The organism is Flavobacterium xanthum (assembly GCF_900142695.1).
Taxonomy (GTDB): domain Bacteria; phylum Bacteroidota; class Bacteroidia; order Flavobacteriales; family Flavobacteriaceae; genus Flavobacterium; species Flavobacterium xanthum.
Genome location: NZ_FRBU01000007.1, coordinates 1 through 14,825, shown reverse-complemented (window position 1 = coordinate 14,825; position 14,825 = coordinate 1). Strand labels below are relative to the sequence as shown.

14 protein-coding genes and 1 pseudogene are annotated in these 14,825 nt (G+C 35.2%); 14 read left to right on the top strand and 1 reads right to left on the bottom strand.

Annotated features, from left to right (window positions below):
- The 13 genes from BUC11_RS04320 to BUC11_RS04260 all read left to right on the top strand — a co-directional run bounded on the left by BUC11_RS04320 (position 1) and on the right by BUC11_RS04260 (position 13,061).
- A complete protein-coding gene (locus BUC11_RS04320; RefSeq protein WP_073352277.1) occupies positions 1 to 522 on the top strand; it encodes an NADH-quinone oxidoreductase subunit C in 522 nt (173 codons plus the stop codon).
- Between the two features lie 35 nt (positions 523 to 557).
- Positions 558 to 1,796 carry an NADH-quinone oxidoreductase subunit D gene (locus BUC11_RS04315; RefSeq protein WP_073352276.1) on the top strand — a complete coding sequence of 413 codons (1,239 nt, stop codon included), beginning with the start codon at positions 558 to 560 and terminating at the stop codon, positions 1,794 to 1,796.
- A gap of 50 nt (positions 1,797 to 1,846) precedes the next feature.
- Positions 1,847 to 2,377 (top strand): complex I 24 kDa subunit family protein, encoded by a 531-nt coding sequence (locus BUC11_RS04310; protein WP_073352274.1) that lies wholly within the window; start codon positions 1,847 to 1,849, stop codon positions 2,375 to 2,377.
- A 1-nt stretch (position 2,378) separates the two neighbouring features.
- Complete coding sequence (gene nuoF / locus BUC11_RS04305; RefSeq protein ID WP_073352272.1) at positions 2,379 to 3,746, top strand: NADH-quinone oxidoreductase subunit NuoF; 1,368 nt, start codon at positions 2,379 to 2,381, stop codon at positions 3,744 to 3,746.
- 67 nt (positions 3,747 to 3,813) lie between these two features.
- Entirely contained in the window at positions 3,814 to 4,863 is a 1,050-nt protein-coding gene (locus BUC11_RS04300) for an NADH-quinone oxidoreductase subunit G (protein ID WP_073352270.1), read from the top strand.
- Positions 4,856 to 5,908 (top strand): NADH-quinone oxidoreductase subunit NuoH, encoded by a 1,053-nt coding sequence (nuoH, locus tag BUC11_RS04295; RefSeq protein WP_073352268.1) that lies wholly within the window; start codon positions 4,856 to 4,858, stop codon positions 5,906 to 5,908. The genes BUC11_RS04300 and nuoH overlap by 8 nt, the downstream gene beginning before the upstream one ends.
- Before the next feature lie 150 nt (positions 5,909 to 6,058).
- Entirely contained in the window at positions 6,059 to 6,604 is a 546-nt protein-coding gene (locus tag BUC11_RS04290) for a NuoI/complex I 23 kDa subunit family protein (protein WP_073352267.1), read from the top strand.
- A complete protein-coding gene (locus BUC11_RS04285) occupies positions 6,604 to 7,116 on the top strand; it encodes an NADH-quinone oxidoreductase subunit J family protein (protein ID WP_073352265.1) in 513 nt (170 codons plus the stop codon). Before BUC11_RS04290 ends, BUC11_RS04285 begins: the two co-directional genes overlap by 1 nt.
- A 1-nt stretch (position 7,117) precedes the next feature.
- Positions 7,118 to 7,438 carry an NADH-quinone oxidoreductase subunit NuoK gene (nuoK, locus tag BUC11_RS04280; RefSeq protein WP_066079401.1) on the top strand — a complete coding sequence of 107 codons (321 nt, stop codon included), beginning with the start codon at positions 7,118 to 7,120 and terminating at the stop codon, positions 7,436 to 7,438.
- Between the two features lie 6 nt (positions 7,439 to 7,444).
- Positions 7,445 to 9,328, top strand: a complete 1,884-nt coding sequence (nuoL, locus tag BUC11_RS04275) for an NADH-quinone oxidoreductase subunit L (RefSeq protein ID WP_073352263.1) — start codon at positions 7,445 to 7,447, stop codon at positions 9,326 to 9,328.
- 9 nt (positions 9,329 to 9,337) lie between these two features.
- Positions 9,338 to 10,780 carry a complex I subunit 4 family protein gene (locus BUC11_RS04270; protein ID WP_073352261.1) on the top strand — a complete coding sequence of 481 codons (1,443 nt, stop codon included), beginning with the start codon at positions 9,338 to 9,340 and terminating at the stop codon, positions 10,778 to 10,780.
- Positions 10,781 to 10,793: 13 nt separating this feature from the next.
- Positions 10,794 to 12,164 carry an NADH-quinone oxidoreductase subunit N gene (locus BUC11_RS04265; RefSeq protein WP_073352259.1) on the top strand — a complete coding sequence of 457 codons (1,371 nt, stop codon included), beginning with the start codon at positions 10,794 to 10,796 and terminating at the stop codon, positions 12,162 to 12,164.
- 180 nt (positions 12,165 to 12,344) lie between these two features.
- Positions 12,345 to 13,061, top strand: coding sequence for a DsbA family oxidoreductase (locus tag BUC11_RS04260; protein WP_073352257.1), 717 nt, complete (start codon positions 12,345 to 12,347; stop codon positions 13,059 to 13,061).
- Positions 13,062 to 13,151: 90 nt separating this feature from the next.
- On the opposite strand, the gene BUC11_RS04255 is transcribed toward BUC11_RS04260, so the two are convergent.
- Entirely contained in the window at positions 13,152 to 13,748 is a 597-nt protein-coding gene (locus BUC11_RS04255; protein ID WP_073352255.1) for a hypothetical protein, read from the bottom strand.
- A 188-nt stretch (positions 13,749 to 13,936) separates the two neighbouring features.
- Between BUC11_RS04255 and BUC11_RS04250 the strand changes: the two are divergent.
- Positions 13,937 to 14,728 (top strand): annotated as a pseudogene (locus tag BUC11_RS04250) (AraC family transcriptional regulator); the annotation flags it as partial.
- Between the last annotated feature and the right edge of the window lie 97 nt (positions 14,729 to 14,825).

Below are 14,825 nucleotides of genomic sequence, written 5' to 3'. Positions count from 1 at the left end.
ATGGCTTTAGAAACGATACAAATTCAAGAAAAATTAGTTGAATCATTTGATTCAGTTGTTTTTGAATTCAAGCAAGAAAGAGATCTGTTTTCATTTGAAGTCGCTGCGGATAAAATAACTGCAGTGATTCTTTTTTTGAAAAATGATCCAACATTACGTTTTCATTTTTTAACAGATTTATGTGGGATTCATTATCCTGACAATGATGAAGAGCATCAATTTGCAGTGGTATATCATTTACATAATTGGTATGAAAACAAAAGAATCAAGATCAAAACCTATATCAAGGGTGAAAATCCAGAAATAAAATCAATATCAAATATTTTCTTATGCTCCAATTGGATGGAAAGAGAAACGTATGATTTTTATGGAATAAACTTCATAGGACATCCTCAGTTGAAAAGAATTTTAAATATGGATGAAATGATTTCTTTTCCAATGCGAAAAGAATTCCCGATGGAAGATAGCGGAAGAACAGATAAAGATGATCGTTTCTTTGGAAGAACAACCGACAATTATTAAAAACACACACTATTATAATTTTTCACATTAAATAAATGTCAGAACTATTATTACCACCAGAGCATCGCTATGCTAAAAGAATTAAAGAACAACTAAATGAAGACGGAAGCGAGCTTTCTATCTTGAATTTAGGACCAACACACCCAGCTACACATGGTATTTTTCAGAATATCTTGCTGATGGATGGAGAAAGAATTCTGGAAGCGGAACCAACCATTGGTTACATTCACAGAGCTTTCGAAAAAATTGCAGAAAACCGTCCTTTTTACCAAATCACGCCACTTACGGACAGAATGAATTATTGTTCATCACCTATAAACAACATGGGTTGGTGGATGACATTAGAAAAATTGTTGGATATTGAAGTTCCTAAAAGAGCGCAATATTTAAGAGTTATAGTAATGGAATTGGCAAGAATCACGGATCATATCATCTGTAATTCTATCCTTGGTGTGGATACTGGAGCCTATACTGGATTTTTATATGTATTCCAATTTAGAGAAAAAGTATACGAGATCTACGAAGAAATTTGTGGAGCACGTTTGACTACTAATATGGGTCGAATTGGTGGTTTCGAAAGAGATTGGTCACCAAAGGCATTTGAATTACTAAACACGTTTTTAGAAGAATTTCCAGCTGCTTGGAAGGAATTTGAAAACTTATTTGAAAGAAATAGAATATTTATTGATAGAACAGTAAATGTTGGACCAATATCCGCTGAACAAGCCATGGCTTATGGTTTTACTGGTCCAAATTTACGTGCTGCAGGAGTTGATTATGATGTTCGAGTATCGCAGCCCTACTCTTCTTACGAAGATTTTGACTTTATTATTCCTGTAGGGAAATCAGGTGATACCTACGACCGTTTTTGTGTTCGTAATGCTGAAGTATGGGAAAGTTTAAGTATCATTCGTCAAGCACTAGCAAAGATGCCAGAAGGAAATGACTTTCACGCTGATGTTCCGGATTATTACCTTCCTCCAAAAGAAGATGTTTACACAAGTATGGAATCGTTGATTTATCATTTCAAAATTGTAATGGGAGAGGTTCCTGTTCCAGTGGCCGAAGTTTATCATCCTGTAGAAGGTGGAAATGGAGAATTAGGTTTTTATCTAGTTACTGACGGAAGTCGAACACCTTATAGATTGCACTTTCGTAGACCTTGTTTTATTTACTACCAAGCGTATCCAGAAATGATTAAAGGAGCTTTGCTCTCAGATGCGATTGTTATTTTGTCGAGTTTAAATGTTATTGCAGGCGAGCTAGACGCTTAACGAATTAAGATTGCTGATTAACGATTTTAGATTTCAGATTTAAAAGAAAAATGGAAAGAACACATTACAAACAAGAAATAAACATAACTGAAGCATTGATGTCTCGCATCAATGAGTTAATCAATCATTATCCTGAAGACAAAAGAAAATCGGCTCTATTGCCGGTTTTGCATGAAGTTCAAGATGCGCACGAGAATTGGTTGAGTATTGAATTGATGGATAAAGTAGCCGAAATTATTCAAATAAAACCTATTGAGGTTTATGAAGTAGTTTCATTTTATACCATGTACAATCAAAGGCCAATCGGGAAATACATGTTTGAATTTTGCCAAACTTCTCCATGTTGTCTGAATGGTGTAGAAGATCTTATGGATTATACCTGTGAAAAGCTAGGTGTAAAAGTAGGCGAGCCTACTCCAGATGGTCTTTTTGAGGTAAGAGGTGTAGAATGTTTAGGAGCTTGTGGCTATGCGCCAATGATGCAACTAGGTGATTTTTACAAAGAACATTTGACAAAGGAAAAAGTAGATCAGCTAATTGAAGATTGCAAAAATGATACAATAATACTACACGATATATAATATGTCACAAAAAATATTATTAGACAAAGTAACTATTCCAGGAATTAAAACCTACGAAGTATACCGTGCAAACGGAGGATATGCATCTGTAGAAAAAGCCCTGAAAACATTAACACCGGATGAAGTAGTAGAGGAAGTGAAAACTTCTGGATTACGTGGCCGTGGTGGAGCTGGATTCCCAGCTGGAATGAAATGGAGTTTTATTGATAAAAAATCAGGAAAACCGAGACATTTAGTTTGCAATGCGGATGAGTCAGAGCCAGGAACTTTCAAGGATCGTTATTTGATGGAATTTATTCCTCATTTATTGATTGAAGGAATGATTACTTCTAGTTATGCATTGGGAGCAAACCTATCTTATATCTACATTCGTGGAGAGTACATGTGGGTTTATAAAATATTAGAGAGAGCCATAAACGAAGCAAAAGCTGCTGGGTTTTTGGGGAAAAACATACTAGGTTCAGGCTACGATTTAGAACTTTATGTTCATTGTGGTGCTGGAGCTTACATTTGTGGAGAAGAAACCGCGCTGATTGAATCTTTGGAAGGGAAAAGAGGAAATCCTCGTATTAAGCCACCCTTTCCTGCTATTTCAGGACTTTGGTCAAATCCAACGGTTGTAAATAACGTAGAGACTATTGCCGCAGTGCCTTGGATTGTAAATAATTCAGGTGCAGAATATGCTAAAATTGGTATTGGTCGTTCTACAGGAACTAAGTTAATTTCAGCTTCAGGACACATTAAAAATCCTGGTGTTTACGAAATTGAATTGGGTTTAAGTGTCTATGAATTCATGAATTCTGATGAATATTTAGGTGGAATGAGTTCTGACAGACCATTGAAAGCATTTGTGCCAGGAGGAAGTTCTGTTCCTGTTTTACCCGCTCATTTAATTTATAAAACAGCTAACGGTGAGGATCGTTTGATGTCATACGAATCCTTGAGTGACGGTGGATTTGCAACAGGATCGATGTTAGGATCAGGTGGATTTATTGTTTACAATGATACATCTTGTATTGTTCGTAATACTTGGAATTTCTCTCGCTTTTATCACCATGAAAGCTGTGGACAATGTTCCCCTTGTCGTGAAGGTACTGGGTGGATGGAAAAAGTATTGCACCGAATAGAAAATGGTCACGGTCGTGAAGAAGATATCGATTTGCTGTTGAGTATTCAAAGTAAAATTGAGGGAAATACGATTTGTCCATTGGGAGATGCAGCAGCTTGGCCAGTGGCAGCAGCGATTCGCCACTTTAGAGAGGAATTTGAATACCACATTCGTTTCCCAGAAAAAATAAAAAATAGAGATCATTTTGTTGCTGAACCTTTTGAAAAAGTAAAGTATTTAGTAGCGAAGGAATTGATTTAAGATTGCTGATTAACGATTTTTGATTTCAGAAATAAGATACTCCGTAGGAGTTAAATAGAGTTAAATAATGAAAGTAACAATAGACGGACATTCAATAGAAGTTGAACCAGGAACAACCATCCTGCAGGCAGCACGTATGATAGGTGGAGAAGTAGTTCCGCCAGCGATGTGCTATTATTCTAAACTAAAAGGAAGCGGTGGAAAATGCCGTTGTTGTTTAGTGGAAGTTGCTAAAGGAAGTGAAGCGGATCCAAGACCAATGCCAAAATTAATGGCATCTTGTGTAACCGGTTGCATGGACGGAATGGAAGTGAATAGTAAATCCTCGCCTCGAGTGCAAGAAGCAAGGAAATCAGTAACTGAATTTTTGTTGATCAATCACCCCTTAGATTGTCCCGTTTGTGATCAAGCAGGAGAATGTGATTTGCAAAACTTAAGCTTTGAGCACGGGAAATCAGAAACTCGTTTTATTGAGGAAAAGAGAACTTTTGAACCAGAGAATATAGGTCCAAATATTCAGTTGCACATGAATCGTTGTATTCTTTGCTACCGTTGTGTAATGGTAGCAGATCAATTGACAGATGATCGTGTTCACGGAGTTATGGATAGAGGAGATCATTCGAATATATCGACTTGTATTTCAAAAGCGGTTGATAATGAGTTCTCAGGAAATATGATAGATGTTTGTCCAGTAGGCGCATTGACGGATAAAACGTTTCGATTTAAATCTAGAGTTTGGTTCAGTAAGCCGTATAACGCACATAGAGATTGCCCTACTTGTTCTGGAAAAACTACCGTTTGGATGTTTGGTGACGAAATTCAACGTGTTACTGGAAGAAAAGACGAATACCATGAAGTAGATGAGTTTATTTGTAATGGTTGTCGTTTTGATCACAAAGAAGTGAAAGACTGGATTATTGAAGGGCCAAGAGCTTTTGAAAAAGACTCGGTTATCAATCAAAATAAATACAACAGAAAGTTAGAAAAAGTTGAAATAGCTACTGAATCGCATATCCTTATTGGTAGAGAAGAAGATCGTAAAAAAATCAGTATGGCTGAATTTCCATTGACCGAAGAAGATATTATAAATCAAAAAAGTTTGGGCAATAATGGATAGTACTATTATCATAGAAAAAGGTGTCATTATTGTAGCGGTTTTTGCTTTAACAATGTTGATGGCAATGTATTCCACTTGGGCGGAACGTAAGGTGGCCGCCTGGCTTCAAGATCGTGTTGGACCTAACAGAGCGGGTCCTTTTGGATTGTTTCAACCGCTAGCTGATGGTTTAAAATTATTCTCGAAAGAGGAATTTGAACCGAATACACCAAATCGTTTTTTGTTTTTTGTAGGTCCTGCTATTGCAATGAGTACGGCTTTGATGACAAGTGCTGTGATTCCCTGGGGAGACAGATTGCACTTGTTTGGAAGAGATATTTTATTACAAGCCACCGATTTGAATATAGGTTTATTATATTTTATTGGAGTTGTATCCGTGGGAGTTTATGGAATTATGATTGGGGGTTGGGCTTCAAATAATAAATTCTCTTTGATTGGAGCTGTTCGTGCTGCTTCGCAAATGGTTTCTTATGAAGTTGCCATGGGACTTTCCTTGATCGCCTTATTAATGATGACTGGGACTTTAAGTTTAAGAGAAATTTCGGCGCAACAAGCTGGGATGGATTGGAATGTTTTTTACCAACCCTTATCTTTTATTATCTTTTTAATTTGTGCTTTCGCAGAAGCCAACAGAACACCTTTTGATTTAGCGGAATGTGAAACAGAATTAATTGGAGGATACCACACAGAATATTCATCGATGAAAATGGGATTCTATTTATTTGCTGAATATGCCAATATGTTTATCTCCTCTACCATTTTAGCAGTTTTATTCTTTGGAGGATATAATTATCCAGGAATGAGTTGGGTTGTTGAAAATTGGGGTGTAAATATTGCCAATATAATGGGATTTGGTGCTTTGTTTATCAAATTGTGTGGGTTTATATTTTTCTTTATGTGGGTTCGATGGACTATTCCAAGATTTAGATACGATCAATTGATGCATTTGGGTTGGAGGATACTAATTCCGTTATCGATTGTAAATATTATGATTACTGGAATTGTAATGTTAAGAGCGGATATTGCGGCCTATTTTGGTTTTTAACAATCCAAATGGAGAGCAAGAAATAGCAAGATAAAATAGAATTGAGACAGAAAAAGCCCTAGCCCTGATAGCAGTATAAATCCTTTTAATCGCCGCAGCGATTAAAAGATTGAAACGGATAGCAGGAAACAGCTACAAATAAAATAAAAAATGAGTATAGAAAGTATATCCTTATCGGGAAGAAAAAAGCTAGTCTCTAACAAGGAGATGACTTTTTGGGAAAGAATGTATCTTGTTGCGATTGTCAAAGGATTAATAATTACAATTCAGCATTTGTTTACTAGAAAAGTAACGATTCAATATCCAGAGCAGGTACGTGAAATGAGTCCGGTTTATCGCGGTCAACACATGTTGAAACGTGATGAAGAAGGTCGGGAAAATTGCACGGCTTGTGGTTTGTGTGCGTTGTCTTGTCCAGCGGAAGCAATTACGATGAAGGCGGAAGAACGCAAAGCCGATGAAAAACATTTGTACAGAGAAGAAAAATATGCTTCTATTTATGAAATTAATATGTTGCGTTGTATTTTTTGCGGCTTGTGTGAGGAGGCTTGTCCTAAAGATGCAATTTATTTGACTACCTCCAAAGTATTAGTTCCTTCGAGTTACGAAAGAGAAGATTTTATTTTTGGAAAAGATAAATTAGTGATGCCTTTAGATATCGCAATGAAAAATGCTCAACTTAAAAACGCTAATTAATGTCTACGATACTTATAATTTTTTGCGTACTATCCGCGGTAACTTTGGCAACCGCTTTTTTGACAATCTTCAGTAGAAATCCAATTCATAGTGCTATTTATTTAGTGATTTGTTTCTTTTCGATAGCAGGTCATTATCTTTTATTAAACTCCCAGTTTTTAGCGATTGTTCATATTATTGTGTATTCTGGAGCGATTATGATTTTATTCCTGTTTACCATTATGTTGATGAATTTGAATGAAGAAAAAGAAGTGCACCGACCTAGGATTACGCGCTTAGGAGCAATTGTTTCTTTTTGCTTAATTTGTTTAATATTGATCGCTATTTTCATCAACTCAAAACCTATTGTTGGTGAATATGTAACTACTGGCGAAGATTATCAGTCTATAAAAGTATTGGGTAAAGTACTATTGAATGAATATATGGTTCCATTTGAATTTGCTTCTATTTTACTTTTAGTGGCTATGATTGGAACGGTATTATTGTCTAAAAAAGAAAAATTGCAAAAATAAGATGAACAATATTTTAAACCACATTGGTATTGAAAATTATATATTCCTAAGCGTAATACTTTTTTGTATTGGTGTTTTCGGAGTATTGTACAGACGAAATGCCATAATCGTATTTATGTCGATAGAAATAATGCTGAATGCCGTGAATCTTTTGTTCGTTGCATTTTCGACTTATCATCAAGATGCGCAAGGACAAGTTTTTGTGTTTTTCTCGATGGCAGTTGCTGCGGCAGAAGTTGCCGTAGGATTGGCAATTTTAGTTTCTATTTTTAGAAACTTAGGCTCTATTACTATCGATAATTTGAAAAACTTAAAAGGATAAACTATAATGAATACGAATTTAGCTTTACTCTTATTATTAGCTCCTTTTTTAGGATTTTTATTAAATATTTTATTTGGATCGCGTTTGGGAAAAACATTGTCCGGAATAATCGGGACAATGGCTGTTGCTGTTTCATTTGCGGTCACATTTTATTTCTTTGGAGCAATTGCTGCAATACCAGAAGGGATTCATATTTCACTTTTTGAATGGATTCAAATCAGTAATTTTAAAGTTGATTTTGGATTTCAATTGGATCAATTATCCGTTTTATGGTTGCTATTCGTTACTGGAATTGGTTCATTGATTCATTTGTATTCGATCAATTACATGTATGATGATGAGAATATGCATAAATATTTTGCCTATTTGAATCTGTTTGTATTTTTCATGATTACACTAGTAATTGGTAGCAATTTATTAGTAATGTTCATCGGATGGGAAGGCGTTGGTCTTTGTTCCTATTTGTTGATTGGATTCTGGCATAAAAACCAAGAATTTAATGATGCGGCAAAAAAGGCATTCATTATGAATCGTATTGGTGATTTAGGGTTGTTGATTGGGATTTTTATTTTAGGAATGTTATTTTCTACTTTAGATTTTGCCACATTGAAAACGGCTATTTCTGGCGCAACTGATCTTAATATGTATTGGCTTTCGGTAGCTGCATTTGCTTTGTTTATTGGAGCTTGCGGTAAGTCCGCACAAATACCCTTATATACGTGGTTGCCGGATGCGATGGCAGGTCCAACGCCAGTATCGGCATTGATTCACGCAGCGACGATGGTTACTGCAGGGATTTTTATGATTACGAGATTAAATTTCTTGTTTGATTTGACTCCGGATGTCCAAAATATAATTGCCATAGTGGGAGCTGTTACGGCTTTAGTAGCGGCAACAATTGGTTTAGTTCAAAATGACATCAAAAAAGTATTGGCTTATTCTACCGTTTCACAATTGGGATTAATGTTCTTGGCTTTGGGATTGGGTGCTTACGAAGTGGCTGTTTTCCATGTGATTACTCACGCTTTCTTCAAAGCTTGTTTGTTCTTAGGATCCGGTTCCGTTATTCACGCGTTGCACGGAGAACAAGATATGCGCAACATGGGTGGTTTGAAAAAAGCAATGCCAATTACATTTGCGACCATGCTTATTGCGTCATTGGCTATTTCAGGAGTTCCATTGTTTTCTGGTTTTTTCTCTAAGGATGAAATCTTATTAGTGGCGTTTCATCACAACATACCGTTATGGGTTGTGGCTTCTATTGCTTCTATAATGACAGCTTTTTATATGTTCCGTTTAATGTTCTTGACGTTCTTTAAAGAATTTAGAGGAACTGCAGAACAAAAACACCATTTGCACGAAAGTTCTCCGTTGATCACCATTCCATTGATTGTTCTAGCATTTTTAGCTACTATCGGTGGATTGATTAGTTTGCCTGGAAATAGTTGGTTGAATGAGTATTTAACTCCTATTTTACCTAAGTTAGCAACCGCTGAACACCATTTAGGAACTACTGAATATATCTTGATGGCTATTGCTGTTATAGGCGGATTAGTTGGTATTGGTATTGCTTACGCCAAATACATAAAACAAAATGCTGTCCCAAGCGAAGATGCAGCGATTACAGGATTTTCTAAAGTGCTCTACAATAAATATTATGTTGATGAATTTTATGATGCTATTTTTGTCAAACCGATTAATTTCTTGTCTCGTTTTTTCAGAGATACAGTAGAATCAGGTTTATCAGCTTTGGTTTTTGGATTCGGAAAACTGACCAACGAAATAAGTTATCAAGGAAAGAAAGTACAAAACGGAAGTATAGGTCTTTATCTTTTTGCCTTTGTTTTAGGACTTTGTGCCATTGTTTCTTATTTATTTTTAGCTCAATAATTTTTCATTATGAACGTATCTCTTATTTTAATTATTCTTTTAGTTGGTGCTTTTGCAACCTTTCTCGCGGGTGATAAACTAGCTTCAAAAGTAGCATTGTTGTTTGGCTTAGCTGCTGCAGGCGCTTCTATTGTATTATTAAATCACTATAATTTAGGTGAAAATATTAGTTTCATCAATCAGTGGATCACACAACCCAATATATCTTTTGCGCTGAAAGCAGATGGATTGTCATTGGCTATGGTTTTACTGACTACTGTTTTGACTCCTATCATTATATTTTCTTCTTTTGGAAATGAATTTAAAAATTCCAAATCATTTTATGCTTTGATTTTGTTTATGTCTTTTGCTATGGCGGGAACATTCTTAGCATCAGACGGTTTATTGTATTATATTTTTTGGGAATTATCTTTAATACCTATTTACTTCATCGCTTTGGTTTGGGGTAACGGAGATGCAGAAGAACGTAAAAAAGCAGTTGTTAAATTCTTTATTTATACCCTAGCAGGTTCCTTGTTCATGCTAGTAGCATTTGTTTATCTGTATCAAAAAGCGGGAAGCTTTTTATTAGAGGACTTGTACAAAGTAAATTTATCTGCTGCAGAACAGTTATGGATATTCCTAGCTTTTTTCTTGGCGTATGCCATAAAGATTCCATTAATTCCATTTCACACTTGGCAAGCCAATGTGTACCAAAAAGCACCGACCGTTGGAACGATGCTTTTATCTGGGATCATGTTAAAAATGGGATTGTATAGCGTTATTCGTTGGCAATTGCCTTTGGCTCCAATGGCCGCTAAAGAATATATGTATATTTTTATTGGACTTGGGATTGCAGGTGTGATTTACGGATCTATCGTGGCTTTGAAACAGAAAGATTTAAAGAAATTATTGGCTTATTCGTCCTTAGCGCACGTGGGTTTAATTGCTGCAGGTAGCTATACTTTGACGTTAGACGGATTACGTGGAGCAGTTTTACAAATGATTGCTCATGGATTTGTGGTTGTTGGATTGTTTTATATTGCGGAGATCATTTTCAGAAGATATGAAACTAGAGTAATTGCTGAAATGGGGGGTATTCGTTCGCAGACACCAAAATTCACCTCCATGTTTTTAATCTTAGTTGTGGCTTCAGTTGCGTTGCCATCTACGTTTAACTTTGTTGGAGAATTTACCGTTTTATACAGTCTTTCACAAATTAATATTTGGTTTGCCATATTAGGGGGAACTACGATAATTTTAGGAGCCTATTATATGTTGAAAATGTTTCAACAGGCCATGTTAGGTGAAACTAATACACGAATATTTACGGATGTAACTAGCAACGAAGGGATAACTTTGGTACTAATAATCGCCGTGTTATTCTTTTTTGGAATGTATCCAAAACCGATTATAGATTTGATCACACCAAGTCTTGAAGAAATTTTAATTCAAATAAACCGAATAAACTAAGTCAAGTAAAAAAATGAATACATTAATAGCTATAATAGGATTAGGTGTTTTATGCCTTTTATTTGAAATTTTTAATTTACGAAAAGCCATTGTGCCACTTACAATTATTGGATTGTTAGGAGTTCTTGGTTTGACTATCTCTGAATTTAATTCAACAGAAAGTTACTATAACAATATGATTGTTGTGAGTAAATTTTCGACTACTTTTTCGTCTTTGTTTATTGTTCTAACTATTTTCTTAGTGACTTTAGGACATAATTTTTACGAAAATCACCAATCTAAAATCTCTGATTATATTGCCATAAAAATATTTTTATTGGCTGGGGCGGTGGCAATGGTTTCTTTTGGAAACTTAGCCATGTTCTTTTTAGGAATCGAAGTATTGTCTATTTCGCTCTATGTACTTGCTGCTAGTGATCGTATGAATCTAAAGAGTAACGAGGCGGGAATGAAGTATTTCTTAATGGGATCCTTTGCTTCTGGAATCATTCTTTTTGGTATCTGTTTGATTTATGGAGCGATGGGGAGTTTTGATGTTACTGAAATCAGTGAGTTATCACAATCAGCGGAATTGCCGGTATGGTTTCCTATTGGAATTGTATTAGTTACGATAGGAATGTTGTTTAAAGTGGCTGCAGTTCCATTTCACTTTTGGGCACCAGACGTATATGAAGGTTCTCCAGCATTGACAACCGCATTAATGAGTACCTTGGCTAAAGTAGTTGCTATGGCTACTTTGTACAAATTGTTATCCGTTATGAATGCTGATGTGTCAGAGTCATTCAAAATTGTTGTAGTAGTGATTTCTATGGCGTCGATGACCGTAGGAAATATTATGGCATTGAGACAAACAAATGTAAAAAGGATGTTGGCTTTTTCCGGTATTTCACATGCAGGATTCATGTTAATGACTTTACTTAGTCTTTCTACTTCAGCAGGAAGTTTGTTGTATTATGCTTCAGCGTATTCGCTATCTGGAATCGCTGCTTTTAGTGTAATCTTATACGTTTGTAAAAATAGAGATAATGAAGATGTTGTAAATTTTCATGGTTTAGGAAAAACGAATCCTTTGTTAGCGGCTATTCTTACTGCTTCTTTACTTTCTATGGCGGGTATTCCTATTTTTGCTGGATTCTTCGCTAAGTTGGTTTTATTTAGCCAAACGATTCAGGCGGGTTATTTAGCGTTAGTAATTGTAGCCGTAGTAAACTCTATTATAAGTGTTGGTTACTACTTTAAATTGATTTTGGCAATGTATTCCAAAGAGCCAAATGAAGAAAAAAAACCAACTCCATTTGTAATTTATGCAGTGGCTGTCGTAGCTATTGTTTTGAACATCGCGTTAGGATTGTTTCCTTCTTTAGTACTAGATTTATTGGCATAAACCAAATTTTAAGATAATTCAAAAACCATCAATAGCAATGTTAATGGTTTTTTTTATGTTCTGTTGTAAACTAATTCTAATTTGTCTATTCATAATATAAATACAATGTATGCTCATTTTCTGTTTGTTTTTCGTAAATTTGTATATACAAATGATTTAATCATTATTAAATAAAAGAAGATGCAGAATACATTAAAAATACAAATCTGGTCCGATATCATGTGTCCATTTTGTTACATAGGAAAAAGAAGAATAGAAGGTGCTTTACAAAATTTTGAACATAAAGACGCAGTCCAGATTGAATGGAAGAGTTTTCAGTTGGACCCAAGTTTTATTGCTTCTCCAGAAGATAATATGGTCGAGCATTTAGCAGAAAAATATAGACAAGATGCAGATTGGGCTCAAGGAATGCTTAATGATATGACGCAAAATGCTAAAAATTCAGGATTGGATTTTCATTTTGAAAAAGCGGTTATGGCCAATTCATTGCATGCGCATCGCTTATTGCATTTGGCTAAAAAGTATAATTTGGCAAATGACCTAGAAGAGTTGTTATTCAAAGCCTATTTAACCGATGGTAGGAATATTAATGATTTGGATACATTGAGAGCATTGGGACTGGAAGTAGGACTACACGCTGAATCCATTGATGAAGTATTGCATTCTAATGCTTACGCAGATGAAGTACAGCAGGATATTAATGAGGCGCAATCTATCGGTGTTCAAGGCGTTCCGTTCTTTGTTTTCGATAATAAATATGCAGTTTCGGGTGCGCAACATGTCGAAACATTTGTGAAAACATTGGAAAAAGTATGGGAAGAGGGCAAATTTGAAGCTAAACCAACGCTATTAAACACTACTGATGGAGACAGCTGCGGGATAGATGGTTGTAATTAAACTATAAATTGTAGTGTTTTCAATTTTTACCACAACAAAAGGCTGTTCCAAAAAAAGACAGCCTTTTAATTACGATTATTTATTTAATCACTACTTTGTAGCAACAGTTTCGATAAACGTTTTGCCATTGTAAGTAATCTCAAACGTATATATACCGTTTTGAGCATTAGTTAAGTCAAACTTTTTCCCAACATAAAGGTCGGCAGCTAAAGTTTCATTATAGACTTCTATTTGATTAGGGTCGTAAAGTGCAACAGTAACTGGAGCTTTTTCTAAGTTTAAAATGTTTACGGTAATCATTCCGTTTTTGTTTACCAAAACGGGTTTGTACACTTCAGAAATAGCATCAGCTGCTAATTTAGTTTTGTTGCCTATAATTTCAATTTTATACTTTGAAATTTTAAGTTCACTCTCTGCTTTCAGGAAGTAGATTCCGTCTGGTAAAGCAGTCAAATCGTATGTTCTGCTGATATTATCTTCGGATGTAACTTTTTCTTGATAGATTAATCCGTCATTGGTGTCGTAAATGGACAAATCAATTTTCTTTGTCTCTTTCAAACTAAAACTCACCGTTTTTCCTTCTTCTTTTATTAAATCCAGTGAAAAATCTGCATTTCCTGCATGTGCTTGTACGGCAGTCAATACTACTGCGGCTAACACTAAACTAAATTTTAAAATCTTTTTCATAATTGTAAATTTTTAGATTTATAATGATACTTATCTGGTGCTAAATTAATGCAACTTACTGCGTATGAGTAATGCTGAATTTTCTAATTAGTGTGCTATTTTACCTTTTACGAAATCGATTAAGGTTAAAAAAGTTAATTGAGTGTCTGTTTTTGGTAAATTTGTGCTCATTCTAAATACGGATTCGTATGAAAATTATACCGCCAGCTTTTGAAAGTATTGCGCCATCGTTTGGGAGTTCTTTTTACTTTTCGAAATATGTTGAAAACGCGAATAGTAAGGCGCACTTATGGCATTACCATCCTGAAATTGAATTGGTTTATGTGAATGGTGGTTCCGGAAAACGGCAGATTGGAAGTCACATTTCGTATTATACCGATGGTGATTTGATTTTGATAGGAAGTAATTTACCGCATTGTGGGTTTACCAATGAAGAAACCGGCAATAAAAACGAAACGGTAATCCAAATGAAACCAGATTTCTTGGGCAATGGATTTTTTGATATTTCGGAAATGACGAATATTCGGAATCTTTTTAGTCAAGCTAAAGCTGGAATTGCTTTTCATGATGAAACCAAAAAAAATATAGGAAAGAAAATAGAATCAATGGAACAGCAGACGCAATTTGATCGCTTGTTGACCATGTTAAGTATTCTAAATGAACTTTAATTATCTAAAGAAATGACCGTTTTGAATGCAGATGGATTTTCGATGGAAATGCAAATGCAAGACAATGACCGAATCAACGCAGTTTTTAATTACGTAAAAGATAATTTTCAGGAACATATTACGCTGGAAGAAGTTTCAGAATTAGTGAGTATGACAGAACCTTCTTTTTGTAGGTATTTCAAAAAGATTACGAATAAAACTTTTACCAAATTCGTCAATGATTATCGCTTGGTTCATGCTTCGAAATTGCTGGCGGAGAAACCCATCAGTATTACTGAGATTTGTTATGAAAGCGGTTTCAACAATTTTAGTTAGGTGGATTCAATTAATTAATGCGAATTCCTGATTATTGTTTAATAATTGTAAATATACTTCATTTGGAGAATCAAATTGATGCCTTTTCCGAGGT

Excerpts from the sequence above, each read along its gene's own strand:
- BUC11_RS04320 (WP_073352277.1), top strand. The coding sequence starts at position 1 with ATGGCTTTAGAAACGATACAAATTCAAGAAAAATTAGTTGAATCATTT.
- BUC11_RS04315 (WP_073352276.1), top strand. The coding sequence starts at position 558 with ATGTCAGAACTATTATTACCACCAGAGCATCGCTATGCTAAAAGAATT.
- BUC11_RS04310 (WP_073352274.1), top strand. The coding sequence starts at position 1,847 with ATGGAAAGAACACATTACAAACAAGAAATAAACATAACTGAAGCATTG.
- nuoF (WP_073352272.1), top strand. The coding sequence starts at position 2,379 with ATGTCACAAAAAATATTATTAGACAAAGTAACTATTCCAGGAATTAAA.
- BUC11_RS04300 (WP_073352270.1), top strand. The coding sequence starts at position 3,814 with ATGAAAGTAACAATAGACGGACATTCAATAGAAGTTGAACCAGGAACA.
- nuoH (WP_073352268.1), top strand. The coding sequence starts at position 4,856 with ATGGATAGTACTATTATCATAGAAAAAGGTGTCATTATTGTAGCGGTT.
- BUC11_RS04290 (WP_073352267.1), top strand. The coding sequence starts at position 6,059 with ATGAGTATAGAAAGTATATCCTTATCGGGAAGAAAAAAGCTAGTCTCT.
- BUC11_RS04285 (WP_073352265.1), top strand. The coding sequence starts at position 6,604 with ATGTCTACGATACTTATAATTTTTTGCGTACTATCCGCGGTAACTTTG.
- nuoK (WP_066079401.1), top strand. The coding sequence starts at position 7,118 with ATGAACAATATTTTAAACCACATTGGTATTGAAAATTATATATTCCTA.
- nuoL (WP_073352263.1), top strand. The coding sequence starts at position 7,445 with ATGAATACGAATTTAGCTTTACTCTTATTATTAGCTCCTTTTTTAGGA.
- BUC11_RS04270 (WP_073352261.1), top strand. The coding sequence starts at position 9,338 with ATGAACGTATCTCTTATTTTAATTATTCTTTTAGTTGGTGCTTTTGCA.
- BUC11_RS04265 (WP_073352259.1), top strand. The coding sequence starts at position 10,794 with ATGAATACATTAATAGCTATAATAGGATTAGGTGTTTTATGCCTTTTA.
- BUC11_RS04260 (WP_073352257.1), top strand. The coding sequence starts at position 12,345 with ATGCAGAATACATTAAAAATACAAATCTGGTCCGATATCATGTGTCCA.
- BUC11_RS04255 (WP_073352255.1), bottom strand. The coding sequence starts at position 13,748 with ATGAAAAAGATTTTAAAATTTAGTTTAGTGTTAGCCGCAGTAGTATTG.